Origin of the sequence: Streptomyces sp. AC602_WCS936 (genome assembly GCF_019049125.1) — a bacterium.
In the GTDB taxonomy this organism is placed as follows: domain Bacteria; phylum Actinomycetota; class Actinomycetes; order Streptomycetales; family Streptomycetaceae; genus Streptomyces.
In genome coordinates, this window is sequence record NZ_JAGMUF010000040.1 from 93,387 (window position 1) to 119,766 (window position 26,380).

General features: G+C 73.0%; 25 protein-coding genes. 10 read left to right on the plus strand and 15 right to left on the minus strand.

What is annotated here, in order from left to right:
• The first annotated feature begins 8 nt into the window (after positions 1 to 8).
• Positions 9 to 1,010, plus strand: a complete 1,002-nt coding sequence (locus KUM03_RS15710) for a mechanosensitive ion channel family protein (protein ID WP_217249015.1) — start codon at positions 9 to 11, stop codon at positions 1,008 to 1,010.
• Between the two features lie 130 nt (positions 1,011 to 1,140).
• On the plus strand, positions 1,141 to 1,776 hold the full coding sequence (locus KUM03_RS15715) for a bifunctional 2-polyprenyl-6-hydroxyphenol methylase/3-demethylubiquinol 3-O-methyltransferase UbiG (protein ID WP_217249016.1): 636 nt from the start codon (positions 1,141 to 1,143) through the stop codon (positions 1,774 to 1,776).
• A 38-nt stretch (positions 1,777 to 1,814) separates the two neighbouring features.
• Here KUM03_RS15715 and KUM03_RS15720 read toward each other — a convergent pair whose 3' ends face one another.
• Positions 1,815 to 3,005 carry an amidohydrolase gene (locus tag KUM03_RS15720; RefSeq protein ID WP_308406326.1) on the minus strand — a complete coding sequence of 397 codons (1,191 nt, stop codon included), beginning with the start codon at positions 3,003 to 3,005 and terminating at the stop codon, positions 1,815 to 1,817.
• 174 nt (positions 3,006 to 3,179) lie between these two features.
• Between KUM03_RS15720 and KUM03_RS15725 the strand changes: the two genes are divergently transcribed.
• The 6 genes from KUM03_RS15725 (at position 3,180) to KUM03_RS15750 (ending at position 8,635) form a co-directional block, all read left to right on the plus strand.
• Positions 3,180 to 4,646 carry an aminotransferase class I/II-fold pyridoxal phosphate-dependent enzyme gene (locus tag KUM03_RS15725; protein WP_217249018.1) on the plus strand — a complete coding sequence of 489 codons (1,467 nt, stop codon included), beginning with the start codon at positions 3,180 to 3,182 and terminating at the stop codon, positions 4,644 to 4,646.
• A gap of 131 nt (positions 4,647 to 4,777) precedes the next feature.
• Positions 4,778 to 4,963, plus strand: a complete 186-nt coding sequence (locus KUM03_RS15730; protein ID WP_217249020.1) for a hypothetical protein — start codon at positions 4,778 to 4,780, stop codon at positions 4,961 to 4,963.
• 21 nt (positions 4,964 to 4,984) lie between these two features.
• Positions 4,985 to 5,692: a hypothetical protein gene (locus tag KUM03_RS15735; protein ID WP_217249022.1), complete on the plus strand. Its 708-nt coding sequence runs from the start codon at positions 4,985 to 4,987 to the stop codon at positions 5,690 to 5,692.
• The gene (locus tag KUM03_RS15740; RefSeq protein ID WP_217249024.1) at positions 5,689 to 6,630 is read left to right on the plus strand and encodes a hypothetical protein; all 942 of its coding nucleotides are present in this window, start codon (positions 5,689 to 5,691) and stop codon (positions 6,628 to 6,630) included. Before KUM03_RS15735 ends, KUM03_RS15740 begins: the two co-directional genes overlap by 4 nt.
• Entirely contained in the window at positions 6,627 to 7,547 is a 921-nt protein-coding gene (locus tag KUM03_RS15745) for a hypothetical protein (RefSeq protein ID WP_217249025.1), read from the plus strand. Before KUM03_RS15740 ends, KUM03_RS15745 begins: the two co-directional genes overlap by 4 nt.
• A complete protein-coding gene (locus KUM03_RS15750; protein WP_217249026.1) occupies positions 7,544 to 8,635 on the plus strand; it encodes a serine hydrolase in 1,092 nt (363 codons plus the stop codon). Before KUM03_RS15745 ends, KUM03_RS15750 begins: the two co-directional genes overlap by 4 nt.
• Before the next feature lie 70 nt (positions 8,636 to 8,705).
• Here KUM03_RS15750 and KUM03_RS15755 read toward each other — a convergent pair whose 3' ends face one another.
• Together KUM03_RS15755 and KUM03_RS15760 are read right to left on the minus strand one after the other, a co-directional pair.
• Positions 8,706 to 10,079, minus strand: coding sequence for an alpha-lytic protease prodomain-containing protein (locus KUM03_RS15755; protein WP_217249031.1), 1,374 nt, complete (start codon positions 10,077 to 10,079; stop codon positions 8,706 to 8,708).
• A gap of 180 nt (positions 10,080 to 10,259) precedes the next feature.
• Positions 10,260 to 11,921 carry an alkaline phosphatase gene (locus KUM03_RS15760; protein ID WP_217249033.1) on the minus strand — a complete coding sequence of 554 codons (1,662 nt, stop codon included), beginning with the start codon at positions 11,919 to 11,921 and terminating at the stop codon, positions 10,260 to 10,262.
• A 197-nt stretch (positions 11,922 to 12,118) separates the two neighbouring features.
• On the opposite strand from KUM03_RS15760, the gene KUM03_RS15765 reads away from it, so the two are divergent.
• Positions 12,119 to 12,424 (plus strand): hypothetical protein, encoded by a 306-nt coding sequence (locus KUM03_RS15765; protein ID WP_217249037.1) that lies wholly within the window; start codon positions 12,119 to 12,121, stop codon positions 12,422 to 12,424.
• A 22-nt stretch (positions 12,425 to 12,446) separates the two neighbouring features.
• On the opposite strand, the gene KUM03_RS15770 is transcribed toward KUM03_RS15765, so the two are convergent.
• The 4 genes from KUM03_RS15770 to KUM03_RS15785 form a co-directional block, all read right to left on the minus strand.
• Positions 12,447 to 13,247 carry a class I SAM-dependent methyltransferase gene (locus KUM03_RS15770; RefSeq protein ID WP_217249039.1) on the minus strand — a complete coding sequence of 267 codons (801 nt, stop codon included), beginning with the start codon at positions 13,245 to 13,247 and terminating at the stop codon, positions 12,447 to 12,449.
• Between the two features lie 63 nt (positions 13,248 to 13,310).
• Positions 13,311 to 14,267 (minus strand): transporter, encoded by a 957-nt coding sequence (locus tag KUM03_RS15775; protein ID WP_217249040.1) that lies wholly within the window; start codon positions 14,265 to 14,267, stop codon positions 13,311 to 13,313.
• Complete coding sequence (locus KUM03_RS15780) at positions 14,264 to 15,151, minus strand: ATP-binding cassette domain-containing protein (protein ID WP_217249041.1); 888 nt, start codon at positions 15,149 to 15,151, stop codon at positions 14,264 to 14,266. The genes KUM03_RS15775 and KUM03_RS15780 overlap by 4 nt, the downstream gene beginning before the upstream one ends.
• A complete protein-coding gene (locus KUM03_RS15785; protein WP_217249044.1) occupies positions 15,148 to 15,594 on the minus strand; it encodes a GntR family transcriptional regulator in 447 nt (148 codons plus the stop codon). Before KUM03_RS15785 ends, KUM03_RS15780 begins: the two co-directional genes overlap by 4 nt.
• Positions 15,595 to 15,718: 124 nt before the next feature.
• On the opposite strand from KUM03_RS15785, the gene KUM03_RS15790 reads away from it, so the two are divergent.
• Complete coding sequence (locus tag KUM03_RS15790; protein WP_217249045.1) at positions 15,719 to 16,078, plus strand: cupin domain-containing protein; 360 nt, start codon at positions 15,719 to 15,721, stop codon at positions 16,076 to 16,078.
• A gap of 59 nt (positions 16,079 to 16,137) precedes the next feature.
• Here the strand turns inward: KUM03_RS15790 and KUM03_RS15795 are convergent, their stop codons facing one another.
• The 8 genes from KUM03_RS15795 to rhaI form a co-directional block, all read right to left on the minus strand.
• Positions 16,138 to 17,448: an ABC transporter permease gene (locus KUM03_RS15795; RefSeq protein ID WP_217249047.1), complete on the minus strand. Its 1,311-nt coding sequence runs from the start codon at positions 17,446 to 17,448 to the stop codon at positions 16,138 to 16,140.
• A 3-nt stretch (positions 17,449 to 17,451) separates the two neighbouring features.
• Positions 17,452 to 18,237: an ABC transporter ATP-binding protein gene (locus KUM03_RS15800; RefSeq protein ID WP_217249049.1), complete on the minus strand. Its 786-nt coding sequence runs from the start codon at positions 18,235 to 18,237 to the stop codon at positions 17,452 to 17,454.
• A 160-nt stretch (positions 18,238 to 18,397) separates the two neighbouring features.
• The gene (locus KUM03_RS15805) at positions 18,398 to 19,030 is read right to left on the minus strand and encodes a lactate utilization protein C (RefSeq protein WP_217249051.1); all 633 of its coding nucleotides are present in this window, start codon (positions 19,028 to 19,030) and stop codon (positions 18,398 to 18,400) included.
• On the minus strand, positions 19,027 to 20,505 hold the full coding sequence (locus tag KUM03_RS15810) for a LutB/LldF family L-lactate oxidation iron-sulfur protein (RefSeq protein ID WP_217249053.1): 1,479 nt from the start codon (positions 20,503 to 20,505) through the stop codon (positions 19,027 to 19,029). Before KUM03_RS15810 ends, KUM03_RS15805 begins: the two co-directional genes overlap by 4 nt.
• Complete coding sequence (locus tag KUM03_RS15815) at positions 20,502 to 21,257, minus strand: (Fe-S)-binding protein (protein WP_217249055.1); 756 nt, start codon at positions 21,255 to 21,257, stop codon at positions 20,502 to 20,504. The genes KUM03_RS15810 and KUM03_RS15815 overlap by 4 nt, the downstream gene beginning before the upstream one ends.
• A 129-nt stretch (positions 21,258 to 21,386) precedes the next feature.
• A complete protein-coding gene (locus KUM03_RS15820) occupies positions 21,387 to 22,841 on the minus strand; it encodes a rhamnulokinase family protein (RefSeq protein WP_217249057.1) in 1,455 nt (484 codons plus the stop codon).
• Entirely contained in the window at positions 22,838 to 24,877 is a 2,040-nt protein-coding gene (locus tag KUM03_RS15825) for a bifunctional aldolase/short-chain dehydrogenase (RefSeq protein WP_217249059.1), read from the minus strand. The genes KUM03_RS15820 and KUM03_RS15825 overlap by 4 nt, the downstream gene beginning before the upstream one ends.
• Positions 24,878 to 25,013: 136 nt before the next feature.
• On the minus strand, positions 25,014 to 26,174 hold the full coding sequence (rhaI, locus tag KUM03_RS15830; protein ID WP_217249063.1) for an L-rhamnose isomerase: 1,161 nt from the start codon (positions 26,172 to 26,174) through the stop codon (positions 25,014 to 25,016).
• Positions 26,175 to 26,380: the final 206 nt, after the last annotated feature.

A 26,380-nucleotide genomic window follows, 5' to 3' on the forward strand; every position in this document is an offset into this window, starting at 1 on the left:
CCCAGCCGATGTCGCACACCGCACCACCCACCGGACCGAGTACGGACGCGCAGTTGGCGGCTTCGTGGTCGGACTGGATCGGCGACCACACCGAGGCACTGATCGGGATCCCGCTGCGCATCGCGCTCATCGTCGTGGTCCTGCTGGTGCTGCGCGCGGTGGCCAAACGGGCCATCACCCGGGTCGTCCAGCGCGTGCTGGAACCGTCGTCCGGCGAGACCGAGAGCAGCCGGCCCCGGCGCACGAGCCGTGGGGCCGCCGTACTGCACCGCGACCGCTCCCGGGCACGGCAGCGCCGCGAACAGCGCGCCCGCACCATCGGCTCCGTCCTCAGCAGCGCCGTGACCATCGTGCTCTTCATGGTGGGCGTGGCCATGGTGCTCGACCAGGTCGGCATCGCGCTGGGACCGCTGCTGGCCAGCGCCGGGGTGGTGGGCCTCGCGATCGGCTTCGGCGCGCAGAGCCTGGTCGCGGACTACCTGTCCGGCCTGCTCATCATGATCGAGGACCAGTACGGCGTCGGTGACTCGGTCGACCTCGGGGAGGCCGTCGGCGAGGTGGAGCACGTCGGTCTGCGGCTGACGCACGTCCGCGATCTCAACGGCGGACTGTGGCACATCCGCAACGGCGAGATCCTGCGGGTCCGCAACGACAGCCAGGAATGGGCGCGTGCCGTCCTGGACGTCGCCGTGACCTACGACGCCAATCTCGACACGGTCCACCGCGTCCTGGAGGACACCGGCCGCGCCCTGCGCCAGGACCCGGACTTCACGGACGTGCTGCTCGAGGACCCGGCGGTGTGGGGCGTGCAGTCCCTGGACGCCGACGGTGTCCTCGTGCGGCTCGCGGTCAAGACCGTGCCGCTCCAGCAGTGGGGTGTCACCCGCGAGCTGCGCCGCCGGGTGAAGGACGCCCTGGACGAGGCGGGCATCGACATCCCCTTCCCGCAGCGCACGGTGTGGGTGCGCACGGACGCCGAGGAGTCCGGGGGCGACGCCCTCGCGCGCTGACGCCGGGCGCGGCTTGCCGGAACGGCAAAGATCTTTGTCGTTCCGGCTTCCGCGGGTGCAGCCTGCACGCAGGGCGCGAGACCGTCTCGCGCCCGGCCGAGCAGACGGCCCGTCCGCCCCAGGAGGCATCATGACCGACACGCCCGCGACGGCTCCCGCCGCGGAGTTCTGGGAAGCGCGCTACCGCGACACCGACCGCGTCTGGAGCGGCCGCCCCAACGACCTGCTGGTCCGCGAGGCGAGCGGCCTCGCCCCCGGTACGGCGCTGGACCTGGGCTGCGGCGAGGGCGCGGACGCCGTGTGGCTGGCCTCGCGCGGCTGGCGGGTCACCGGCGTGGACATCTCCGGCACCGCACTCGAACGCGCCGCCGGACACGCCGCGGACGCCGGGATCGGCGACCGCGTCGCCTGGGAACGCCACGAGCTGGGCAAGTCCTTCCCCGAGGGCTCCTTCGACCTGGTGAGCGCCCACTACTTGCAGTCCCCGGTCGAGCTCGACCAGCAGACGGTCCTGCGCGCCGCCGCTCGGGCCGTGGCGCACGGCGGCACCCTGCTGCTCGTCCTGCACGCCGGCTGGCCCTCCTGGCAGACCGAACCGCCGTTCGACGCGGTCTTCCCCACCCTGGACGGAGTCCTCGCCGAACTGGCCCTGCCGGCCGACGAGTGGACCGTCGAAACCAAGGAGACCGCCCGCCGGCCGAGCACGTCCCCCGAGGGCGCCGAGGGCTTCCGCGAGGACCACGTATGGCGCCTGCGCCGAGCATGAGGCGCCGGCGCCCGCGTACCCCTCCCGGCCCGGCCGGGTCAGCGCTCCGCGGCCTCCGCCGTGCGATGGGCCGACCAGGCCTCGGCGCGCAGTTCGGGCCGGAGCAGGACGTCCGCCGCGGTGCAGGCCAGGGCGGCGGCCGCGGCGACGGTCACCTCCCGGGCCCGCTCCGAGGCGGCGGCCTCGGCGAACTCGGGGGTGTGGTCGGAGCCGTCCTCGCCCATGATCGCCACGAACGGGTGGACGGCCGGCACCCGCACACTCACGTTGCCGATGTCCGACGACCCCAGGTACACACCCGGCACGGGCGGCGTCAGCGTGATCCCCGCCCCGGAGAGATGCGCCGCGAACCGGTCGGACAGGATCCCGCTGTCCCGGAAGTGGTCGTAGCGGGCTGTGGCGCGCTCCACCTCGGCGCGCGTGCCCGTGGCCCGGGCCACGCCCTCGGCGCACTCGCCCAGCTGCCCGACCAGCTCGTCCAGCGCTCGTGAGGTGGCCGCCCGCAGCCCGAACAGCCCCTGGGCGTACTCGGGCACGATGTTGGTGGCCGTTCCCCCGTGCGTGACGATGCCCTGCACGTGCGAGGCCTCCGGCAGCCGCCGGCCGACCGCGCCCAGCACGTTGAACAACTCCACCAGGGCCGCCAGCGCGTCGATGCCCTCGGTCGGGTTGCCCGTCGGGTGCGCGGCCCGCCCGTGGAAGGCCACCCGGTACTGCACCTGCGCGGTCAGCGGTGCCCGCCGCCAGTCGTACACGCCCGGGTGGAACATCAGCGCCGCGTCCACCTCGTCGAACACCCCGGCGTCCACTTCGAGGGCCTTCCCGCCCCCGCCCTCCTCGGCGGGCGTGCCCACGGCCATGACGCATCCGGCGCGGCCGCCCAGCACCGCGTGGAGAGCGAGCGCCGCGCCCAGGCCCGCCGCCGCGATCAGATTGTGGCCGCAGGCGTGGCCGAGGCCCGGCAGGGCGTCGTACTCCAGCGGCAGCGCCACCGCGGGACGGCCCCGGCCCGAGCGCGCCGCGAACGCGGTCGGCATCCCCGCGACGCCCCGCTCCACCGCGAAACCGGCACGTTCCAGCTCGCCGGAGAGCAGGGCCGCCGCCCGGTGCTCGGCGAAGGCGTACTCGGGGTCGGCGTGCAGCCGCAGCGCGACGTCCCACAGCGCCCCGGCCCGGCCGGCCACCTCCTGGCGGATGTCCTCGTGGACGTCGTCGAGCGTGCGGGTCACGCGGCCTCCTCGGGTCGGATGCTCCGAATGCGTGCCGTTCCCGGGTTCCACCGCCCGGGTGCCGCGACACCCGCCGGGTTTCGGCGCCGGGGCGGGTGCAATACGTTCCATGCGCCGCGCGGCCGCGAGCCGACGGAACCGGACGGCGCTTCCCGAACCGACGTGGGAGGAACGATGGATCACTCGCGGGTGCCCGTACTGGAAGCGCTGCAGGACTTCCGCCGCCGGGGGGACATCGCCTACGGGCCGCCGGGACACAAGCAGGGCCGCGGCGTCGACCCCAGGGTCGCGGAGATCGTCGGCATGGACGTCTTCCGCTCCGACGTCCTCTCCCTCAACGGGCTGGACGACCGCCGCCAGTCCCAGGGCGTGGTGAGCCGGGCCCAGGAGCTGATGGCGGACGCCGTCGGCGCCGAGCACGCCTTCTTCTCCACCTGTGGCAGCTCCCTGTCGGTCAAGACCGCGATGCTGGCCGTGGCCGGCCCCGGCGAGAAGCTGCTGGTCTCGCGCAACGCGCACAAGGCCGTGGTCGCGGCCGTCGTCGTCAACGGCGTCGAACCCATCTGGGTGCACCCGAAGTTCGACGCCGAGCGGCACCTCGCCCACCCGCCCGAGCCGGACGACGTACGCCGCAAGCTGGCGGAACACCCGGACGCCAAGGGCATGTTGCTCATCACGCCCACCGACTGGGGGACGTGCGCCGACATCGCGGGCGTGGCCCGGGTCTGCCACGAGTTCGACGTCCCCCTCATCGTGGACGAGGCCTGGGGCGCCCACCTGCCGTTCCACTCCGGCCTGCCCGCCTGGGGGATGGACACCGAGGCCGACCTGGTGGTGACCAGCGTCCACAAGATGGGCGGCGCCATCGAGCAGAGCTCCGTCTTCCACCTCCAGTACGACCGGGTCTCGCCCGAGGTGCTCAAGCAGCGCGAGGACCTGCTGGGCACCACCAGCGCCTCGACCCTGGTGTTCGCCACGCTCGACGGCTGGCGCCGGCAGATGGTCGAGCAGGGCCGCGAACTGCTCGGTGCCGCGCTCGGCCGGGCGGAACGCGTCCGTGCGGCGGTCGCCGCCATGCCGGGGCTGCGCCCCATGGGACAGGAGGTCGTCGACGTCGGGCTCGCCGCCGCCTACGACCCCCTGAAGATCGTGATCGACGTGCGCGAACTGGGCATCAGCGGCATGCAGGCGACCGAATGGGTGCGCGACCACTGCCACGTCGACCTCGGCGGCTCCGACACCTGCCGCATCAGCGCCTCGATCACCCACGCCGACGACGACCGGACGGAGGAGGTGCTGCTGGACGCCCTGCGCGCGCTCGTCGACGGCGCCGGGTCCATCGAACGCAGGCCGCCGGTCCGGCTGCCCGAGCCCTCCGCGCTCGAACTGGAACAGGCCATGCTGCCGCGCGCGGCGTTCTTCGCCCCGGTGGAGCACGTGCCCGCCGAACGGGCCGCCGGGCGCATCTCCGCGGAGATGATCAGCCCCTATCCACCGGGTGTGCCCGTCGTCGCCCCCGGCGAGGTCATCACCCAAGAGGTCCTGGATTACCTGCGCAGCGGCGCGGACCACGGTGTCCTCATCCCGGACGCGGCCGATCCGTCGGTGCGGACGCTGCGGGTGGTGCGCACCCCGCACTGAGCGGGCGGACGATTCGTGTCCGATTTGTTGAAGAAGTGACGTAATGAGTTTTTTGAGAAGAGAGGCATGCTTTGTGGCTTCCCGGACACCTGTGGTGTGAAGGCCTTTGGCTACCAGAGGGAGATGGTGAAATGCCTTCCAACGACAAGGTGCTCGAGGAAGTCCGCACCGAGAACATCGACATCGAAGCAGCACTCGACCCCACCGAGCCCGACGGAGTCTTCCGCGACAGCCGCGAGTGCGCCGCGCTCGCCCTGCAGTCCGGAGGCACCACCCTGCTGCTTTCGCCGCCGACCCCGCGCCCCAAGAAGGGTTGACGGACCGACGGGAGCAGTGAGATGGAGCAGTCGAGCACGTCAGCCCTTCTCCAGGGAACGGTGCTGGACCTCGCTTCCGACGTGGTCTCCGCTCTTCGGAGCGGAGACCACGTGCGAGCGGGGGGCACCCTCGCGGCAGGCGGATCGGGCGACGGCGTCGCACGCGCGGCGGTACGCGTCCTGGGCGCCGACCTGCTGCTGCCCACCACCCTGTTGAGGCTTGAGCCCGACCCCGGTCAACTCGCCGTGTTCCGGGACGCCGTGACGGCCCATCCGCCCCGCGGCGACGCGGCCCCGGCCGTAGCGTGGAGCCACTGGGCGATGACCCGGACCCTGCACCGGCTGGGACAACCCCCGAACGACCCGCTCACCGCCGAGGCGGGCGCGGAACCCGATGCCCGCTGGCTCGACGGCGCCGGCTGGCAGTACCTGACCCACCAGCTCGCCGTCCTCGCGCCGCTCGCGCTGCCCGGCGAGGAGAACGCGGTCATGCGCGCCGCCCGCCGCCGCCCGGTGGACGTCGCCCGCGGCTTCGTACGGGCGGTACGCCGCCGCGACTGGCAGCAGGCGGCCGGAGCCGGACGCTGGCTCACCCTGCTGGACGGGGTGCCCGCCACCCTCGGTCTCGACGCCGGCCTCGACTTCGTACGGCTCATGGGCGGCAGCGACCCCCGGGTCGCCCTCCAGCTGGAGGCGGCACGGCTGATGCCGGCCGGAGTGCTCCTGTGAGCGCCCGGCGGGTCGAGGAGGCCGCCCTGAACTGGGTGTGGACCCACCGCGACCGCTTCGCACTCGGCGAGGACGCGCTCGCGGCGGACGGACAGGTCAACCACACCTGGAAGCCGCTGGGCGAACTGGCCCAGGTGTGCGCGTCGGTGGCCGCCCGCACCTCGGCCTCGGACCCGCTGCACGCACCGGTGGCCGAGCTGCTGGACTTCGCCTGGCAACAGACCCGCGAGGGCGAGATGTTCCCGCTGATGCAGTCGCTGGAACCCTTCGCCACCTACCCGCTGGAGGTCTACGCGGCCTTCGCCTCGGCCGGCTACCGCCACCCCGGCTACGAGGCGTCGGCCGCCGTGGTGGCCCGCACCCGCGGCTGGCGGCTGACCGAGCAGTACCCCACCCGGCGGCTCGGCGTCATCGAGGCCGAACGGCGCAGCGGCCTGCGCCCGCACGGCGCGGTGCCGCAGGCGCTGGACCGCACCTGGCTGGGCGGCCTGCCCGAACCGTGGACCTTCGAACGCGCGGCCGGGTACGCGCTGACCCACGTCGTCTTCCACCTCACCGAGTGGGGCCGCGCCCCGCAGGGCGTGCCACCGGACCTGGCGGACTACCTGCGGCACTGGCTGCCGCCCTGGCTGGACACCTGCCTCGACGCCCGCATGTACGACCTGAGCTGCGAGCTGCTGGCGGTGGCGGCGAGCCTGCCGGACCCGCCGGAGCCGGCCGTCCTGGAGGACGCCTGGCACCGCGTCACGGCCGCACAGCACGCCTGCGGCGCGATCCCCGAGGAGGGCGCCCTCCAGGACGCCGCCCCACCGGGCCAGGACGACCCCTACGCCTTCACCGACTGCTACCACTCCACCCTCATGGCGGTGTTCGCCGCGGCCCTCACCACGGCACGGGTGCGCGACCTGGACCACGCCGGACAAGGAGTGCCCGGATGACGGACACCCGACTGATCCACCGCGTCGGAGCGGGCGCCCTGGAGTGGCTCTGGGCCCACCGGGACGGCTTCCGGCTGGAGCCGGACGTGGACCCCGAGATCGGCTTCCTCGAGCGCTTCAAGCCGATCGGCGAACTCGCCCTGATCTGCAAGGTCCTCTTCCGCGAGGGCGTCGCCGGCTCCCGCCAGGCCCAACTGGCCCGCCAACTGCTCGACCACGTCTGGCGGGACACCCTGGACGGCGGCCGCATGCTGGAACGCGGGCAGCGCATCGAACCCTTCTCGCCCGTGCCCTTCGAGGTGTACCTGCCGTTCAGGGAGCTGGGTTACAGCCAGCCCGAGATCGAGCGGGCCACCGTGCTCAACCACCGTCTGGACAGCTGGACGCGGTTCCCGGTGACCCCGACCCGGCGCCTGGGTCTGTCCGCCTTCCAGCGCCGCTTCGGCCTGCCGGCCCGGCCGCCCGAGGCCGACCTGGTGGGCACCACCTGGCTGGCCGGCACCCCCGAACCGTGGACGGTCGAGGGCCACACCGCCTACGACATCACCCACACCGTCTTCCACCTCACCGACTGGGGCGAGCGGCCCGACGGCCTGCCCGAGCCCGTTGCCGACTACCTCGCCACCTGGCTGCCGGTCTGGATCGACGACTGGCTGGACCTGGAGCGCTGGGACCTGCTCGGCGAACTCCTCGTCGTGGACGCCTGCCTGCCCCGGCCCACCCTGGACGAACCCGCGTGGCAGGCCTTCGCCGCCGCGCAGCAGCCCGACGGCGCCATGCCCGCCGTACGGACGATGCCCGAGGGCGACCCCGACACGGTGTTCGACATGATCTACCACCCGACGCTGGTCGCCGCCTACGCCTCCGTGCTGGCCACCTCCCGCGCCCTCAGCGAACTGGCGCACAGCACCTCATGACGGCCCGTCCCGCGCCCTGGCCGGGCGAACCCGACGACGAGGCCGAGCACGTCCCGCCGACGCCACCACCCCCCGGACCGTCCGACGACGCGGCCCTGCGCGACCGGCTGGCCGAGGCCGTCGACGCCTCCGACGCACCCGACGCCGTCTTCGCCGTCTCCCGGCACGGCCGCCGCACCCTCCACAGCGGCGGCACGGGCACGCCGCCCGCCGTCCCCCGCCAGGACCTGCGCTACGAGATCGGCTCGGCCTCCAAGACCCTCACCGGACTGCTGCTGACCCTGCTGATCCGGCGCGGTGTGCTCACCGGAGCCGAACCGGCCGCCGGCTGCCTGGAACCCGGCCGCCCGGCCGGCCCGCACCCCGTGACCCTCACCCACCTCATCACCCACACCTCGGGACTCCCGGCCCTGCCCGCCGACTTCGTCCCCCGCGCCCTGCCCGCCTGGCGCACCAACCCCTACGCCCGCTACCCGGCCGAACGGTTGACCGGCGCCTTCCTGCGCCACGGCGCGCGCCACCGCCCCGGAACCCGCTGGCACTACTCCAACTACGGCGTCTCCGTCCTCGGCCACGCACTCGCCGCCACCACCGGCAGAACCTGGGACGACCTGCTCACCGGGCAGGTCCTGCGCCCCCTCGGCCTGAGCGGCACGGCCCTGCGCGCTCAGGACGAGAAGACCGACGCCACCGGCCACCGCAGGGACGGCCGGACGCCGGTCCCGGCCTTCGACGCGGGCGGCTTCCAGGCGGCGGGCGCCATCCGCTCCACCCCGCACGACCTGCTCACCTTCCTCGAGGCCCACCTCGACCCGGCCCGCTCACCGGCGGCCGGCGCGCTGCGGGCGGCACGCGTGCCGGTGCTCCGCCGCGGGCTGGGACACCGCCATGTGCACACGGTGGCGTGGTTCCGGCACCCCACCGACGGCGGGCCGATGTACTTCCACAGCGGCGCCACCCTCGGCCAGCAGGCGTTCCTCGGTTTCCGGCCCGACACCGGCACGGCCCTGGCCGCGGTCTGCACCCGCCGCTTCCGCGCCCGGGACCCGTTCATCGCCACCGCCTACGCGCTCCTCGCCGGACAATGACGAGGGCGCGGGACCGCCGCCTCCCGCGGCGGCCCCGCGCCCGAGCCGTACCGCGCCGGCTCACGCTCCGTCAGACGCGCTGCCACAGGGCCGGCGTCGCCTCGGGCGACCACACGCCCTGCGCCTGGTGGTTCTGCAGGCACCGGTAGCGCAGCCCCGCGTGGGACACCGTGGCCCCCACCTCGTAGACCCGGCCCGCCGCCCACGCGTCCGCCGCCGCGTTGTCCTGCGGCGCGGGCGTGCCCGCCTCGGCGGAGGTGGTCTTCAGGGTGAGGCCGAAGTCGCTGAGCAGCGGATTGATCGGCTGGTAGAAGGTGGTCCCGCCACTCGTGCAGTCACCGGAGCCGCCGGACGTGGTGCCCTGTGCCTGGGTGCCCGCGACGAAGGGGCCGCCGGAGTCGCCGGGTTCGGCGCACACCGTGGTCTGGGTCAGCCCGTCGACGGTGCCCTGCGGGTAGCTGACGCTCGTGTCGTGCTGCTGGACCGTACCGCAGTGCCATCCCGTCGTGGAACCGGAGCGGCAGACGGACGCGCCCACGAGTGCCTCCACCGAGCCGTCGATCTGCACCTTCTGGCCGCCCTCGCCGTTGACGTCCGGGGTGGCGGACCAGTCGGCGTTGACGCCCACCCAGGCCATGTCCTTGCCCGGGAAGGTGGATGCCTGGAAGGTGCCCTGGTCGGTCTCGTCGACTCCGGTGGTCGTCGCGCCCGGCTCGCCGCAGTGGCCGGCCGTGGCGAAGCCCTGCTGCTGGTCCTTGGTGACGGAGAAGCCGATGGAACAGCGGGCCTGGCCGTCGATGTAGTAGGCGTCGCCGCCGACGAGGTCCTTGAACACCCGGGGCCGGTCGGCCGAGACCCGGACGCCGACGTCCTGGCCCCCGACCCCGGCGGCCTCGGCGAAGTCCGCCGCGGCCGACTCGCTGGTGGCCTGCACGACGACCCGGTTGGTCCGGACGTCGACGAACCAGACCGGTGTCTCGCGCGTCCCGGTGCGCACCGCGGCGGCGTCCAGCTTCTCCTTGACCGAGCGGAGCTCCGCCAGCCCCTTCTCGACGACCGCCGCTGTGGCCCCCTGGGCCTCGATGGCGGCCGTGTCCGCGGCGTCGGTGGTGGCGACGGTCAGTTCGGCGGAAGTCGCGCCGCTGACCCAGGCACCGGCGAAGCGGTCGCCCAGCGTGTTGCGCAGCATGCCCGCGCGGGTGCCCGCCTCCGCCTCGTTGACCAGCCTGGCCGACGCCTGGGCCGGCGTCAGCCCCAGGTCCCGTTGCATGGCACGCAGCACCTGTGCCGGGGGTTTGTCCGCGCCGAGCGTCCGGGCGGCGGACGCCGGCCCCGGAGCGGGCGGCGGTGCGGCCGACGCCGCGGCGGGGACTGCGGTCAGGACCAGGGCGCCGAGCGCGGTGAGGGCGGCGCGGCGGCTGCGCGCGGCATGTCTGCCGACCATGCGATGTGCCTCCTTCGAGGGCTGTGCGAGACAGCGGGTGTCGGTGGGTGACCACGGTTCGTGGTGCGGGTCCGGCGAAGTCACAGTCCTTGCCGGTGGGGTCCGCGGCCATGTCCGCACCGGGCGTCTTTCGCGCGATGGGGGACGCGACGGGTGCCAAGTGCAGTACGCGGGCGGGCGTCAGGCGGGGGTCAGCCCCGGGTTGCCCGCCTCGGTGACGAAGGACGCGGCCGTGGTGATGGGAGCACCGGGCGTGCTGATGGCGGAGACCGTCCGGAAGTCGAGGCGGGTGGCCTGGCGGTCGAGCTCGGCGCGGACGTACCCACGCTTGCCGTTGTAGAACTTCATGTGCGGGTTGGCCCGCATGTACACGTCCCAGTTGGCGGGCTGCTCCACGCCGTCCCGGCCGCTGGCGACCGAGGTGCAGGTGACCTCCGTGCCGACGGTGGCCGACGCCGGGTCGTCGAAGTCCTCCTTGACGTCGAGGGCGTAGCCCACGTGCACGTCACCGGTGAGGATCAGCCAGTTCTCGACCCCGGCGGCCTTCGCCCCGGCGACGACCCGGTCGCGCGAGGCGCGGTAGCCGTCCCAGGCGTCCATCGAGAGCGCGGCGTCGGCGGTCACGTCGAACTTGCGCTGGGAGAAGCAGACCTGCTGGGGCATCACGTTCCACAGCGCCGTCGAGTTCTGCCAGCCCTCCAGCAGCCACTGCTCCTGCGCCGCGCCGGTGATGGTGCGCGCCGGGTCGTCCGACTCCGGACCGGGAGCGTGCGGCCGGTCGTCGTAGGCCTGGTCGGAGCGATACTGCCGGGTGTCGAGGATGTCGAACTGGGCGAGCGTGCCCCAGTGCAGCCGGCGGTACAGCTGGGCGTCCGGGCCCTGGGGCAGCTGGGCGGCGCGCAGCGGCTGGTTCTCCCAGTACGCGCGGTAGGCGGCCGCCCGCCGCAGCAGGAACTCCTCCGGAGGGATGCCGTTCTCCGGGATGTCGTCGGCGTAGTTGTTCTCGGTCTCGTGGTCGTCCCAGGCGACCACGAAGGGGTGCGCGGCGTGGGCCGCCTTGAGGTCCTCGTCGCTCTTGTACAGCGAGTAGCGCAGCCGGTAGTCCGCGAGCGTCATGGTCTCGCGGTTGAAGACATCGGGCAGGACGCGGTCGGTGTAGCGGCGCTCGCCGCCCGACGGGTTCACCGCGTACTCGTACAGGTAGTCGCCGAGGTGGAAGACCACGTCGACGTCGTCCTGGGCCAGGTGCCGCAGCACGGTGTAGTAGCCGTCCATGTACGCCTGGCAGGCGACGGCACCCAGCCTCAGCGTGCCGGTGGCGCTGCCCGCCGGCGGCGCGGTGCGGGTGCGGCCCGCGGGGCTGATCCAGGCTCCGGCCCGGAAGCGGTAGTAGTACACGGTGCCCGGCGTCAGGCCCTTCACGTCGACGTGCACGCTGTGGTTGTACTCGGCGTGGGCGTCGGCGGTGCCCCGGAACAGGACGGCCGCGAAGTACTCGTCGAGGGCCACCTCCCACTCGACCGTGACCCGCTCCGTGCCCATGCCGCCGTCCTCCAGGAACGGCTCGGGCGCGAGCCGGGTCCACAGCAGCACCGAGTCCGGCAGCGGATCGCCGGAGGCGACACCGAGCGTGAACGGGTCCTTGGTGATCCGGGCGGCGCGCTCGGGTGCGGCCACCGCGCCGCGGGCCGGGGTGTTGGTGGAGAAGGCGAGCGCGGCGGCGGCCGCGGTGACGGTCAGGAAACGCCGGCGGGCCAGGTGCCGCGCGGCGGCGCCCATGACGGCGTCGTGCGGGGAGAAGGCGTGCTCGGCCGGTCGGCGGTGACGGCCCGTGGGCGCCATCTGGTGTCCTCTCGTACGGGGCGGGCGTCCTGCCCGGGATGCGCGGACCCCGCATGCTAAGCAGACAAAACGGCCGAAACCGGAAGGGCTTGCGGAGTGATCACACAGGAGGACGTACGCGCGTGTGGGCGCCGTGCCCCGGGGGCACCCGGAAGCGGGTGGGACGGGGCACGGGAGAGGGGCGGTGGGCGGAGCCGATGGCCAGGACCAGGCGCTACGAGGTGGCGGCCTCCGGCCGCTGGTGGGACGAGGAGGACAACCGCTGGCTGCCGGCCGGCGAGGTGCACGCGTGGGAGCAGGGCATGAACCAGACCGTGTGCGGGCTGTCCCTGCACCGCTCGCAGCTGGCCCGGTTCCCGGCCGTCGGCTGGAGTGACGTCCTGCCCGAGTCCGGCGGCGCGGCCGACGCCGTCCGCCGGGTCTGCCCGCGCTGCGCGGCGGCGGCCGGCCGCCGGGGAGCGGGCGACCGGCCGGGCTGGCGGCGGGTGAACCCGCGCCCCTGAGACCCGGGGCGCGGGCCGCAGGTCAGGACGGCAGCGGTGAGCGGCTGACCCGGATCTTGGACTGTCCGTGCGGCCGCTTCTCCCAGTCCGCCATGAACCGCGCGTGCAGGTTGTGCTGGGCCGCCAGCGTGAGCAGTGTGTCGGTGCGGTAGTAGAAGTCCTCGCGCAGCACCTGGTGTTCCGTGCCCTCGGTGCGGTCGAAGGTGAAGTCGAAGAACCCCGTGTCGGTCAGGATGCGGCCGACGTGCCCGAGGCACTCGTCGATGACGCTCAGCGGCGAGTGCGAGAAGACGCTGTGCGCGTGGACGACGTCGAAGTGGCCGTCCGGCAGGAACTCCAGCTTCAGGTCCCCGGTGATGGTCAGGTGGGGCAGCTTGGCCTGGAGGCCGTGCTCGGTCAGCGTCTGCTTCGCGGCGATCAGTATGTCCGGCGAGATGTCGATGCCGTAGTAGTGCCCGGTGTCGAGGTGGTCGATGAAGTGCCGGCCGCCGCGCAGGTTGCCGCAGCCGATGTCGAGCATGCGATGCTCCGGGCGCAGTCCGTGCTCGATCAGGTAGTCGAACTGCATCTGTCCCAGGGCCAGCCAGCGGTCGTGGGTACGGCTGCCGACCGCCGCCTCGGGGCTGCGGCGGGCGTCGGAGGCCATCACCGCCCGGTAGTAGCCGACGTGGTCCGGGTGCTTGAGCCGCAGCCACGCGTCCCGGCCGGCGCGGCGCACGTACGGGCCCACACGGTCGGGGTGGCGCAGCGCGTAGCCGACCTTGTGGGTGAGCGCGGCGCGGTTGCTGCGCAGTTTCTTTTGGGACTTGGCGTCCTTGGGCATGACGGGTTGGACCTCCGTGTGAGGGGTTGAGGGGGGACGGTGCGGGAGGTTCCGCAGAGGGTGTCAGATCCGGCGGCGCAGCAACAGGACCGTGACGAGGGCGAGTACGAGCGCGAGGCCGCCGAGGAGCGCCGTGTCGGTCCACTGGAACGCCCAGTAGTCGCCGGCGGGGTTCGCCTCGTAGAAGCGTGCGACGTAGCCGTGCTGCGTCATGCACTCCTTCAGCTCGCGCCCGGACGGGTAGGGACAGTTCAGGACGTCCTCCCGGCGGCCGGACGCCGTGATCAGGCCGTAGTGCCCGGTGGACCACTTCTCGCCCATGGGTGCCTTGGGCCGCCACCCGTCGCTGACGTAGGTGTGCGGCGGGACCAGGAGCCGGGCCCGGTGGGTCCACTGCACCAGCGCCGTCACCGCGGCCGTGACCAGCAGCGTCCACGCCATCGCGGACAGCACCCGGCGGGTCAGCAGCCCGGCGAGGGTGCCCACGGCCAGGCCGCACAGCGCGGCGGCGACGGCGGAGGGGCCGGAACCGGTGAGCGCGGTCGCCTCGTACCAGAAGACGCCGTAGCTGTGGTTGGCGGCGGGCTCCCACCACCAGCGGAACAGCAGGGCCAGCGACCCGGAGAGCGCCACGGTGCCAACCGCGGCGAGGGCGAGGCGGGAGGTGAACCACTGGGCCCGGCTCACGCCCTGCGCCAGCACCATCCGGTGGGTGCCCAGCTCCCGGTCGCGGCCCAGCAGCGGTGCTCCCCAGAACATGCCGATCAGCGTGGGCAGGGCGATGTTGAGCGCGCCGAGCAGCTTGAGCGGTTCGATGTCCAGGAACTGCGGCAGCCCGTCGCCGGGCCGGCTGCAGAACAGCGGGCCGGGATCGCAGTGGTCGAACAGCCCGCTGTGCAGGTCGTCCAGCATGCCCGAGCGGAAGTAGGCGGCGAGCACGGCGGCGACGACCAGGACGGCCGCGCCGCAGCCGACCAGCACCCGCTGCTGGCGCCAGGCCAGCCACAACGTGCCCTTCACGCCGCCTCCCGCGTGCCGTCGGCGCCGGAGCGCAGGTGACCGAGGAGGATTTCCTCCAGGCCGGGCCGCTCGACGTGCCAGTCGCCGCCGAGCGGGCCCCGGGGGCGTATCAGCGCGGTCAGCTGCCGTCCGTGCGTGCGTTTCCGCACCACTTCGTGGCGCCGCAGTCCGGGTGCCTCGTCGGCGTGTCCGGTGACCAGGGCGTGGCTTTCGCGGAGCGCGTCGGTGTCCTCGTCCAGTGCGACCCGGCCGGCCCGCAGCAGCAGTACCCGGTCGCAGGTCTGCTCCAGGTCGGGCAGGACGTGCGAGGACAGCACGATGCTCACCTCGCGCTCCGCCGCCTCGGCCATCAGGGTCGCCATGATCTCCTCACGCACCACCGGGTCGAGGTCGGCGAGCGGCTCGTCCAGGAGCAGCAGCTCCGGCCGCTTGCCGAGGGCCAGGGCGAGCGCCACCCGGGTGCGCCGGCCCGGTGACAGCTCGCCCACGCGGGCCGTCAGAGGGATGCCGCCCTCGCCCACGACCCGCTCGGCGACCGCCCGGTCCCAGGCGGCGTTCAGCTTGCCGCCCATGCGCAGGGTGTCGGCCACCGTGAAGCGCGGGTAGAGCGGCTTGTCCTGGGTGAGCAGAGCGACCCGGGTGCGGGCCGCGGCCGTGTCCGGCGCGGTGCCCAGGGCCCGGATCTCTCCGCGCGTGGGCCGCAGCAGGCCGCCGGCCAGGTGCAGCAGGGTGCTCTTGCCCGCGCCGTTGCGGCCCACCAGCGCGGTGATCCGGCCGCGGGGCACCGTGAACCCGCAGTCCCGCAGGGCCCAGTCGCCGCGTGCCCGGTAGCGGAACCCGAGGTCCGTGGCGTGCAGCGCGGCGGGCTCGTCCGGCCCGGTCATGCGTCCTCCTGTCTCCGTCCCCGGTCACCCGGGTCCTGCTCGTGCGGCTCGTCGGGCTCGTACGCGTCCAGGGCCGCCGTGACCAGGGCGAGCACGTCGTCCCGCTCCAGTCCGGCCGACCGGGCCCGTGCGACCCACTCGGCGAGCTCCGTGCGCAGCGGCGAGTCGTCCTCCGCGCCGGGCCGCGCCAGCGACCGCGTCACGAAGGTGCCGAGCCCGCGCCGCGACCGCACCAGACCGGCCTGCTCCAGGTCGCGATAGGCCCGGAACACGGTGTTGGGGTTGATGGCGGTGGCGGCGACGACCTCCTTGGCCGTCGGGAGCTTGTCCCCGACCCGCAGCACGCCCATCCGGAGCGCCTGCTCGGTCTGCCGCACGATCTGTACGTAGGCGGGGATGCCGCTGCGCCGATCGATCCGGTACTCGACCACGTCACCTTCCATGCTTTCATTAATTCATTAGTAGAAGCATGATCAGGTGGCCCGTGGATGTCAACTCCTCCCGGATGGCGGCGCCGAGTTGACAGGCGGACGATGGGGTGGTGGGGACTGGGAAAGGAGGAGCGTCATGCTGGAGGCCAAGACGCTCGACAAGCCGGACGAGCGGCGCGATTTCCCCCGCGGGCACATCGAGGCCGTGCACATGGAAGGACTCGACTTCGCCGTCGCCACCTTCGAACCGGGCTGGCGCTGGTCGGAGTCCGTGGCGCCCATCGCGGGCACCGACAGCTGCATGATCCACCACAACTGCTATGTGGCGGAGGGCCGGATGCACGTCCGCATGGACGACGGCGCCGAGAGCGAGGTGGGCCCCGGCGACGTGTTCGTCTGCTCGCCCGGCCACGACGCCTGGGTCGTGGGCGACGCGCAGTGCGTCGTGTACGACTTCGCGGGCGGCATGGCGAAGGAGTACGCCAAGGCCGACTAGAAGCGCATACGGGAGGAGGGGGTGACCGCCTCGGCGGTCACCCCCTCCTCCCGCGTCGCTCACGCCGCCAGGGCCACCGCCCCGACCGCCGGCGTACGCAGCACCCGCCGGGCCGTCCCCAGACCCGTCCCGAGCGTCACCGCCGCCGACACCGACATCATCGTCAGCCAGACGCCGGGGAACTGCTCCGGCAGCACCGCGTCGGTCCGCACCACCGTGAACGGCACGACCCCGGCCAGCGCGGCCACCGTGCCGAAGAACACCCCGGTCAGCGTCAGGATCAGCCCCTCGACGCCGACCACGCCCAGCACCTGGCCCGGGGTCGCCCCCGCGAGGCGCTGCTGCCCGAACTCCCGGGAGCGGTATGTCGTCGCCGCGTACAGCGAGTTGACCAGCATCACGCAGACGAACACCGCGATGATGCCGACCACCGTGAGGTTGAGCGTCTCCAGGTTCTTCGCGTCGACCGACTTGACCAGGCCGGAGGCCTTCACCGCGTCGCTCTCCACCGCCTGCACGGTGACCGTCGCCGTCGACACCGCCGTGAACAGGATCAGCGACACCAGGATCCCGGCGAGGTGATCCGCCCGCTCCCGCAGGTTGCGCACGGCCAGCCAGCCGCTCGCGCCGCTCAACGGCAACCGGTCGAGCACGCCCTTCAGCAGCCGCGGCGACAGCAGCGCGAAGCCCACCGACAGCAGGATCGCCCCGTAGGCCGGCGGCGCCATCAGCGCCTCGTCCGTCGCGGAGAACAGGAACGTGGCACCCGCCCCGACGGCACCGGTGGCGAGCGCGGCGTACGCCAGGAACCGCTTGGCACCGGCCCGCTCCCGACCGCGCCGCGTCACCCGCCGCACCGCCAGGAACGCGGCGCCCGCCGACGCGAGCAGCGTGATGCCCACACCGCTCAGCAGCGCGACCGGCCCGAAGGAGTACTCGACGGCTCCCGCCACCTGGCCGCTGTCCTGGAACATCTCCAGCAGCGCCCGCCCACCGAGCATCGCCGGGCCGACGGCCAGCGCCGCGCCCACCAGGGCCACGGCCACCGCCTCACCCACCACCATCCGCTTGATCTGCGCCGGGGTCGCCCCCGAGCAGCGCAGCAGTTCCAACTCGGCGGTGCGCTGCCGCACGTTGACCGTCAGCGTCGAGGCCACCGCGAAGAACACCAGCAGCGTCCCGTACCCACCGACGACCCCCGCCGCCGTGCCCAGCGTCTCCGAGCTGACCGGGTCCACCCCGCCCTGCCCGGCCGTGTCGTGCATCGAGTTGAACATCATGATGACCGCCGCGCCCAGGAAGGCGGACAGCAGCGTCGCGAGGAACCGTCCGGGGCGCCGCCGGATCGACCGCAGGGCCAGTACGAACACCGCTCACACCCCCGCCGGCACGTCGTCGCCCAGGTGCGCCAGCCGCTCCGCGACCGCGTCCGGCGCCGGCGCGTCCATCCGCCCCGCGAGCCGTCCGTCGGCGAGGAAGACGACCGAGTCGGCGTACGAGGCGGCGACCGGGTCGTGCGTCACCATCACCACGGTCCGGCCGTGCACCCGCACCGCCTCCTGCAACAGCAGCATCACCTGCCGCGCGCTGCGCGTGTCCAGCGCGCCCGTCGGCTCGTCCGCGAAGATCACCCGGGGCTCGGTCACCAGCGCACGGGCGATCGCCACCCGCTGCCGCTGCCCCCCGGAGAGCTGGTCGGGACGGTGCCCGAGCCGGTCCCCGAGACCGACCGCGGCCAGGACCTCCCGCGCCCGCTTCCGGTCGACGCGGCGCCCGGCCAGCTTCAACGGCAGCACCGTGTTCTGCGCGACCGTGAGCGTCTCCAGCAGGTTGTACTGCTGGAACACGAACCCGACCCGGCCGCGCCGGAACCTGGTCAGCTCCGCCTCGGTGCCGCCCGTCAGCTCCGTGCCGTCCACCCACACGATGCCGCCGTCCGGCCGGTCGAGACCCGCCGCGCACTGCAGCAACGTGGACTTGCCCGAACCAGACGGCCCCATCACCGCGGTGAACGTGCCACGCCCCAGGCTCAGCGTCACCCCGTCCAGCGCGGTCACCGCGTTCTCGGCGGTGCCGTAGGTCCGGGTCACCTTGACCAGACGGAGCGCCTCGGGGGCGGGCCCCGGTTCACTGCCGCCTCGTGCGCCGGTGCGAAACATCGTCATCATCCTCCGTGCGGCACGCCCTGTGCGCTGCCTCACCGAGGACGCTACGGAGCGGAACGCCGGGGCACACGGGGCGCAGAGCCCGTATCGGGGGGTGTACTCAGCGACACCCGGCCCGGCACCCGCCCGGACCGACGACCGCCCGCCCGCTCGCTCACCCCTCCACCAGCACCACCTCCAGCGTGCGCGGACCGTGCACCCCCTCGACCCGGTCCAGCTCGATGTCACTGGTCGCCGACGGACCGGAGATCCAGGTCAACGGGCGGGCCGGGTCGAGGCGTTCGAGAGCCTGCGGGACCGACGACACCACCTGGTCCGGCACCCGTACGACGCAGACATGGTGGTCGGGGACGAGGGTGATACGGCGGCGGCCCTGGTCGGGGGAGCCGTCCAGGACGATGGTGCCGGTCTCGGCGACGGCGACCGCGCAGCCCGTGACCACGCTGTCGACCCGGTCGAGGTCCTGCGGGGTGTTCGCCGCGCGGTCGTGGACGCGGGTCGCGTCGACCGCCTTGAGCCAGTACGGGGGCAGCCCCGGCGGAACGACCACGCTCTGCGAGCCGTGTGCCGCCATGAGCCGCATCAGCAGCTCGGGCAACTGCTCGTCCGTGCAGCGGTGCACGATAGCCCGGTAGTCCGCCAGGTTCTCGGCGAGCAGCTCCACCGTCTCGGCGGTGCTCCGCCGCCCGTGCTCGCGCAGATAGTCCCGCGTCGGCGGAGCCTCGTCGGCCGGCACGTCCGCGAGGGCGCGCCGCACCCGGCCCAGAATGCGTTCCCTGCTGCTCACTTGGCCTCGTCCTTCCCACCGCGCGTGCGCTGCCACCAGTCGCGGAACGGTTCCGCGGGCACCTGAGGGAGATCGCGCGTGCCGCTCCAGGCCCGGCCGGGTCCGGGAAGCGTCCGCGGGTGCAGCCGCCGGGTGCGCGACGCCAGCCGCTGCCCGGTCCGCAGCGCGCCCGGGTGCGTGAACGCCCACTGCGCCGCCCGCATCGCCGCCCGCTCGGCCGCGTGCCCCTTGGCCGGTTTCAGGACGACCCGGTTGCCCCGCCGGACGGCCGGGCCGCCCTGCACCACCCGCTCCCGCAGGTGCACCAGCACCTCGGGGATGTCGATGGCCACCGGGCACACCTCGTAGCAGGCGCCGCACAGCGACGACGCGTACGGCAGGGAGGCGTCGATCTCGCTGCCCGTGCCCCGCAGTTGCGGGCTGAGGATCGCGCCGATCGGACCCGGGTAGACCGAGCCGTAGGCGTGGCCGCCCGCCCGCTCGTACACCGGGCAGACGTTGAGGCAGGCCGAGCAGCGGATGCAGCGCAGCGCCTGGCGGCCGACCTCGTCGGCGAGGGTGTCGGTGCGGCCGTTGTCCAGCAGCACCAAGTGGAAGGTGCGCGGGCCGTCCTGGTCGGTGGTGCCGGTCCACATGGACGTGTACGGGTTCATGCGCTCGGCGGTGGAGGAGCGGGGGAGGGTCTGGAGGAAGACCTCCAGGTCCTGCCAGCTCGGCACGATCTTCTCGATGCCGACGACCGAGATCAGCGTCTCGGGCAGCGTCAGACACATCCGCCCGTTGCCCTCGGACTCCACGACCACGAGCGTGCCGGTCTCGGCGACGACGAAGTTCGCGCCGGAGATGCCGACCTTGGCCCGCAGGAACTTCTCCCGCAGGTGAAGCCGTGCCGCCTCCGCGAGTTCGGCGGGCGTGTCCGTCAGGCCCTCCGGTGCCGGGCGTCCCCACTCGCTCATCTCGGAGCGGAAGATGTCCCGGATCTCCCCGCGGTTGCGGTGGATCGCCGGGACCAGGATGTGCGACGGCCGGTCCTTGCCCAACTGCACGATCAGTTCGGCGAGATCCGTCTCGTAGGCGTGGATGCCCTCCGCCTCCAGGGCCTCGTTGAGACCGATCTCCTGCGTCGCCATCGACTTGACCTTGACGACCTCCCGCTCACCGGTCTCCTCGACCAGCCGGGCGACGATCGCGTTGGCCTCGTCCGCGTCGGCGGCCCAGTGCACGGTCCCGCCGGCCGCCGTGACCGCCTCCTCCACCTGCACCAGGTACCGGTCGAGGTGGCGCAGGGTGTGGTCCTTGATGCGTCGGCCGGCCTCGCGCAACTGTGCCCAGTCGTCCAGCTCCGCGACCGCGCGGGCCCGCTTGTCCCGGATGGTGTGGGTGGCGTGGCGCAGGTTGCCGCGCAGCGTCGGGTTGCGCACCGCCGTACGCGCGGCCTCCGGGAAGGCCGGCATCCCCACGAACGTGCCGCTCATACGGCCACCGCCTCCTTGGTGCTCGCCAGGATCTCCGCGATGTGCACCGGCCGCATGCCCGTGCGCAGCCGCGTCATGGTGCCGCCGATGTGCATCAGGCAGGAGTTGTCGGCCGCGCACAGCACCTCCGCGCCCGTCGACTCGGCGTTGCGCACCTTGTCCGCGCCCATCGCCGCCGACACGTCCGCGTTCTTCACGGCGAAAGTGCCGCCGAAGCCGCAGCACTCCTCGGCGCCCGGCAACTCCACCAGCTCCAGCCCCTTCACCGCCTCCAGCAGCCGCCGGGGCCGGTCGCCCAGGCCCAGGCCGCGCAGCCCGTGGCAGGTCGGGTGGTAGGTGACCGAGTGCGGGTAGTACGCCCCCACGTCCGTCACCCCCAGCACGTCCACCAGGAACTCCGTCAGCTCGTACGTCTTCGGCACCACCGGAGCCAGCGTCGCCGCGAGGCTGTCCCCGCGCCCCTCCGCGCGCGCCCGCTCACCCATGCGCGGATACAGCTCCCGCACCATCGCCCCGCACGAGCCCGACGGCATCACGACCGCGTCGTACTCCGCGAAGACCTCCGCGAAGTGCCGGGCCAGCGGCTCCGCCTCGTGCCGGTAACCGGTGTTGTAGTGCGCCTGGCCGCAGCAGGTCTGGCCCATCGGGAAGTCGACCTCGACACCCAGTCTGGTCAGCAGCTTCACCACGGCACGGCCGGTGTCCGGGTACAGCGTGTCGTTGACGCAGGTCAGGAACAGGGCGACACGCATCGCGGCTCCTTGTGATCGGTGGAAACGTGATCGGTGCAACGTGGTCGGTGGAACGTGGTCGACGAGACTTGTTGATCATCGGATGAATCGCAGGGTAGTCGGCGCGGCGAGGCCGGGGGAGACCCCCGTTCACCGGTCGGCGAGTCGGGCTTCGGCCGCCCGCCAGCGCGCCGTGCCGCCCCGAGGCTCGTACCGGGTCAGCGACTGGGTGCGCACCAGCAGCCGGCGCATGTCGGCGAGGCCGCCGACCAGCCCGTGGGCGCGGGCCTGCACCAGGACGTTGCCGAGCGCGGCGGCCTCGGTCGGCCCCGCCACCACCGGCAGCCCGCAGGCGTCGGCGGTCAGCTGGCACAGCAGCGCGTTGCGGGTGCCCCCGCCGACCACGTGCACGACGTCCACCGGATGCCCGGCGAGGCGCTGGGCGTCCTCGACGGCCCCGCGGTGGGCCAGCGCCAGCGAGTCGAGGATGCACCGGGTCACCTCGGCGGGCGTCCCCGGCACCGGCTGCCCCGAGGCGCGGCACGCCTCGGCGATCCGCTCCGGCATCCGCCCCGGCGTGAGGAACGACGCGTCACCCGCGTCCACCACCGACCGCAGCGCCGGCACCCGCGCCGCCGCGAGCAGCAGCTCGCCCAGCTCGGGCTCGCCCCAGGCCCGTACGCACTCCTGGAGCAGCCACAGCCCCATGATGTTGCGCAGGTACCGGACCGTGCCGTCCAGCCCCAGCTCGTTGGTGAAGTTCGCGGCGCGGCTCTCCTCCGTCAGCACCGGAGCGGTCAGCTCCAGCCCGGCCAGCGACCAGGTGCCGGTGCAGATGTACGCGAACCGCTCACCCGAGGCCGGCACGGCGGCCACCGCCGAGGCGGTGTCGTGCGAACCGACCGCCGTCACCGGCACGGGCCCGTCCAGCCCCGTCTCCTCCAGCACCCGGGGCGTCAGCACACCGGCCGGATCGCCCGGTTGCCGCAGCGGCGCGAAGAGCGCCAGGTCGATCCCGAGCCGGTCGGCGACGTCCCGCGACCAGTCCCGGGTGCGGGGGTCGATCAGCTGGGTGGTGGAGGCGTTGGTCAGCTCCGTGCCCTGCTCGCCGGTCAGCCAGTACGTCAGCAGGTCCGGGATCAGCAGCAGCCGTCGGACCTGCGCGAACTGGGCGGTGCCGCGCGCGGCGACGAGCTGGTACAGGGTGTTGAAGGGCGCGTACTGCAACCCGGTCGCCGCGTACAGCTCCCCGGCGGGCAGCGTGGCCCACACCTTCTCCGCGACGCCCTCGGTGCGGGCGTCGCGGTAGTGCACGGGGTTGCCGAGCAGCGCCCCGTCGGCGTCCAGCAGACCGTGGTCGACGGCCCAGCTGTCCACGCCCACCGAGTCCACCGGCCCGGCCGCCCGCAGCCCGTCCAGCACACCGGCGTACAGCGCCAGCACGTCCCAGCGCAGCCCTTCCGGAGTACGGACCGGCCGGTTGGGGAAGCGGTGCGCCTCGGCCAGCTCCAGCCGGTCCGGGTCCACGCGGCCGACCATGACGCGCCCGCTGGACGCGCCGAGGTCGACCGCGGCGTACGACCTGACGCCCACGGCAGCGCTCATCGCAGGAAAGCGGCGGCGACGCCGGCGTCGACCGGGACGTGCAGACCGGTGGTGTGGGTCAGGTCGCCGCCGGTCAGCGCGAACACGGCGTTGGCGACGTGTTCGGGCAGCACCTCGCGCTTCAGCAGCGTCCGCTGCGCGTAGAACTCGCCCAGCTTCTCCTCCGGCACCCCGTACACGGCCGCCCGCTTCGCGCCCCAGCCGCCCGCGAAGATCCCCGAACCACGCACCACACCGTCCGGGTTGACCCCGTTGACCCGGATGCCGTGCTCACCCAGCTCGGCGGCGAGCAGCCGCACCTGGTGGGCCTGGTCGGCCTTGGTGGCGGAGTAGGCGATGTTGTTGGGGCCCGCGAAGACGGCGTTCTTGGAGGCGATGTAGACGATGTCGCCGCCCATCTCCTGCGCCGTCATCACCCGGGCCGCCTCGCGCGAGACCAGGAAGGAGCCGCGGGCCATGATGTCGTGCTGGAGGTCCCAGTCCTCGGCGGAGGTCTCCAGCAGCGGCTTGGAGATGGAGATGCCCGCGTTGTTGACCACCAGGTCGACCCCGCCGAAGGCGAGCACGGCCGCGCGGAACGACGCGGCGATCCGCTCCTCGTCCGTCACGTCCACGGTCACGGCGACCGCCTTGTCCGGCCCGCCCAGCTCCTCGGCGACCGCCGCGGCGTTCTCCCCGTTCAGGTCGGCGACGACCACGCAGGCGCCCTCGTCGACGAGCCGCCGCGCGATCGCCTTCCCGATCCCGCTGCCCGCACCGGTCACCAGCGCCACCCGGGTCGCCAGCGGCCGGGGCTTCGGCATCCGCCGCAGCTTGGCCTCCTCCAACGCCCAGTACTCGATGCGGAACTTCTCCGACTCCTCGATCGGCGCGTACGCCGACACCGCCTCCGCCCCGCGCATCACGTTGATCGCGTTGACGTAGAACTCGCCGGCCACCCGGGCCGTCTGCTTGTCCTTGCCGAAGCTGAACATGCCCACGCCCGGTACCAGCACGATCGCCGGGTCGGCGCCGCGCATCGCGGGGGAGTCCGGCTCGGCGTGCCGCCGGTAGTAGGCGGCGTACTCCTCGCGATAGGCGGCGTGCAGCTCCCCCAGCCGTGCGACCGTCTCGTCCAGCGGCGCGGTCGGCGGCAGGTCGAGCACCAGCGGCCGCACCTTGGTGCGCAGGAAGTGGTCGGGGCAGGAGGTGCCGAGCGCGGCGAGCCTCGGGTGTTCGGCCCGGGCGAGGAAGTCCAGTACCTCGTCCGTGTCGGTGAAGTGCCCCACCTGCGGCCGGTCTCGGGACGCCAGGCCACGGACGTACGGCGCCAGCGCCGCCGCCCGCTCCCGCCGCTCGTCCTCGGGCAGCGCCTCGTACCCGTCGACCACCGCGCCGAACGGCTCGGCCTTCCCGCGCTCGGCGAGAAAGGCCTCGGCGGTGCGGATGATGTGCAGCGAGTTGCGCTCGCACTCCTCGGAGGTGTCGCCCCAGGCGGTGATGCCGTGTCCGCCGAGCACACACCCGATCGCCCGCGGGTTGGCCGCCTTCACGGCCGCGATGTCCAGCCCGAGCTGGAAACCGGGCCGCCGCCACGGCACCCACACCACGGTGTCGCCGAAGCACTCGGCGGTCAGCTTCTCGCCGTCCGCCGCGCAGGCCAGCGCGATCCCGGAGTCGGGGTGGAGGTGGTCCACGTGCGCGGCCTCCACCAGCCCGTGCATCGCCGTGTCGATGGAGGGCGCGGCGCCGCCCTTGCCGTGCAGGCAGTAGTCGAAGGCGGCGACCATCTCGTCCTCGCGCTCGACGCCCGGGTAGACGCCCTTGAGCGCCCGCATCCGGTCCAGCCGCAGCACGGCGAGCCCCGCCTCGCTGAGCGTCCCGAGATCACCGCCGGACCCCTTGACCCACATCAGCTCCACATCACCTCCGGTGACGGGGTCGGTGGCGGTTCCTTTGGCGGAGGCGTTGCCGCCGGCGTAGTTGGTGTTGCGGGGATCGGAGCCGAGCCGATGGGAGCGGGCGAGGAGTGCGGAGGCTTCAGGGTGAGATGCCATGACGGTGCCTTCTCGATCGAGGGATGGTGAAGCGCCCTCAGGGGCGCGGGACGGTATTGAAGTGCGGCTCCGCCGCGTGGGCGCGACCAGCCACAACCGGCCCGCAGCCGCAAAACAACAGAAACCCGGCAGACGCCTACGCCCCCCACCCCGCCTGCTGCCCACCGACCCGCTCGGCGACAACCTTCTCGCCGTACCCGGACGCCGCGTACGCCTTGCGAGGCTCGGGGGCCAACCCCATCTCCTCCCGCACCTCACGAAGAAGCGGACGCACGTCCGTGTCATACGCGTCCATCAACACGGAGTTGGCCTCCAGCACGTCCCCCGAAGCCTGCGCGGCTCCCAACGCCTCCGCATCCACCAGCAACGCCTTCGCCGTGGCCTCCTGAACGTTCATCACCGACCGGATGATCGCCGGGATCTTCGCCTCGATGTTGTGGCACTGGTCCAGCATGAACGCCACGTCGGAGGTGAACCCGCCCCCGCGCACCACCTCGTACATGATCCGGAACAGCTGGAACGGATCGGCCGCCCCCACCATCAGGTCGTCGTCCGCGTAGAAGCGCGAGTTGAAGTCGAACCCGCCCAGCTTCCCCTCCCGCAGCAGCGTCGCCACGATGAACTCGATGTTCGTGCCCGGCGCGTGGTGCCCGGTGTCGACGACGACCTGCGCCTTCTCGCCCAGCCGGAGGCAGTGCGCGTAGGCCGTGCCCCAGTCCGGCACGTCCGTCGTGTAGAACGCCGGCTCGAAGAGCTTGTACTCCAGCAGCATCCGCTGCCCCTCGCCCAGCCGCTCGTACACCTCGGCCAGCCCCTCGGCCAGCCGGTCCTGCCGGGACCGCACGTCGTCCTGCCCGGGATAGTTCGTGCCGTCCGCGAACCACAGCTTCAGGTCCCGCGAACCGGTGGCGTCCATGATGTCGACGCACTCCAGCAGGTGGCCGACGGCCTTCTTGCGCACCGCCGCGTCGGGGTGGCAGATGCTGCCGAGCTTGTAGTCGTCGTCCTGGAAGGTGTTGGAGTTGATCGCGCCGATCCGTACGCCCCGCTCCTTCGCGTGCTCGGCCAGCGCCGCGTAGTCCTCGACCTTGTCCCACGGGATGTGCAGGGCGACGGTCGGGGCCACGCCGGTGAACTCGTGCACCTTCGCCGCGTCGTCCAGTTTCTCGAACGGGTCGCGCGGCACACCCGCTTGGGCGAACACCTTGAACCGGGTGCCGGAGTTCCCGTACGCCCACGACGGCGTCTCGACTGCCTGGGTCTTGAGCGCGGTCTTCACCGCGGCGAGCTCGGTCACTTCGGCGCTCCTGTGACATCGGGTCGCGGCCGGTCCAGAGACCGACTCTGCGCACGACCATGTGTGAAACGATTCAGAACGTGAAGCTATGAGCCGTCCGAAGGGGTGTCAACCCTTCTGCTCACTCCCGCCTTCCGTGACTCGGCCGTGACCTTCGGCTATCGAAAGTTTTTCGACCCGGACCCATTGACGCGACATGCCCTGCC

Bases quoted from the DNA above. Each gene is read 5' to 3' on its own strand.
- KUM03_RS15710 (WP_217249015.1), top strand. From the start codon at position 9: ATGTCGCACACCGCACCACCCACCGGACCGAGTACGGACGCGCAGTTG.
- KUM03_RS15715 (WP_217249016.1), top strand. From the start codon at position 1,141: ATGACCGACACGCCCGCGACGGCTCCCGCCGCGGAGTTCTGGGAAGCG.
- KUM03_RS15725 (WP_217249018.1), top strand. From the start codon at position 3,180: ATGGATCACTCGCGGGTGCCCGTACTGGAAGCGCTGCAGGACTTCCGC.
- KUM03_RS15730 (WP_217249020.1), top strand. From the start codon at position 4,778: ATGCCTTCCAACGACAAGGTGCTCGAGGAAGTCCGCACCGAGAACATC.
- KUM03_RS15735 (WP_217249022.1), top strand. From the start codon at position 4,985: ATGGAGCAGTCGAGCACGTCAGCCCTTCTCCAGGGAACGGTGCTGGAC.
- KUM03_RS15745 (WP_217249025.1), top strand. From the start codon at position 6,627: ATGACGGACACCCGACTGATCCACCGCGTCGGAGCGGGCGCCCTGGAG.
- KUM03_RS15750 (WP_217249026.1), top strand. From the start codon at position 7,544: ATGACGGCCCGTCCCGCGCCCTGGCCGGGCGAACCCGACGACGAGGCC.
- KUM03_RS15755 (WP_217249031.1), bottom strand. From the start codon at position 10,079: ATGGTCGGCAGACATGCCGCGCGCAGCCGCCGCGCCGCCCTCACCGCG.
- KUM03_RS15760 (WP_217249033.1), bottom strand. From the start codon at position 11,921: ATGGCGCCCACGGGCCGTCACCGCCGACCGGCCGAGCACGCCTTCTCC.
- KUM03_RS15765 (WP_217249037.1), top strand. From the start codon at position 12,119: ATGGCCAGGACCAGGCGCTACGAGGTGGCGGCCTCCGGCCGCTGGTGG.
- KUM03_RS15770 (WP_217249039.1), bottom strand. From the start codon at position 13,247: ATGCCCAAGGACGCCAAGTCCCAAAAGAAACTGCGCAGCAACCGCGCC.
- KUM03_RS15780 (WP_217249041.1), bottom strand. From the start codon at position 15,151: ATGACCGGGCCGGACGAGCCCGCCGCGCTGCACGCCACGGACCTCGGG.
- KUM03_RS15785 (WP_217249044.1), bottom strand. From the start codon at position 15,594: ATGGAAGGTGACGTGGTCGAGTACCGGATCGATCGGCGCAGCGGCATC.
- KUM03_RS15790 (WP_217249045.1), top strand. From the start codon at position 15,719: ATGCTGGAGGCCAAGACGCTCGACAAGCCGGACGAGCGGCGCGATTTC.
- KUM03_RS15800 (WP_217249049.1), bottom strand. From the start codon at position 18,237: ATGTTTCGCACCGGCGCACGAGGCGGCAGTGAACCGGGGCCCGCCCCC.
- KUM03_RS15810 (WP_217249053.1), bottom strand. From the start codon at position 20,505: ATGAGCGGCACGTTCGTGGGGATGCCGGCCTTCCCGGAGGCCGCGCGT.
- KUM03_RS15815 (WP_217249055.1), bottom strand. From the start codon at position 21,257: ATGCGTGTCGCCCTGTTCCTGACCTGCGTCAACGACACGCTGTACCCG.
- KUM03_RS15820 (WP_217249057.1), bottom strand. From the start codon at position 22,841: ATGAGCGCTGCCGTGGGCGTCAGGTCGTACGCCGCGGTCGACCTCGGC.
- KUM03_RS15825 (WP_217249059.1), bottom strand. From the start codon at position 24,877: ATGGCATCTCACCCTGAAGCCTCCGCACTCCTCGCCCGCTCCCATCGG.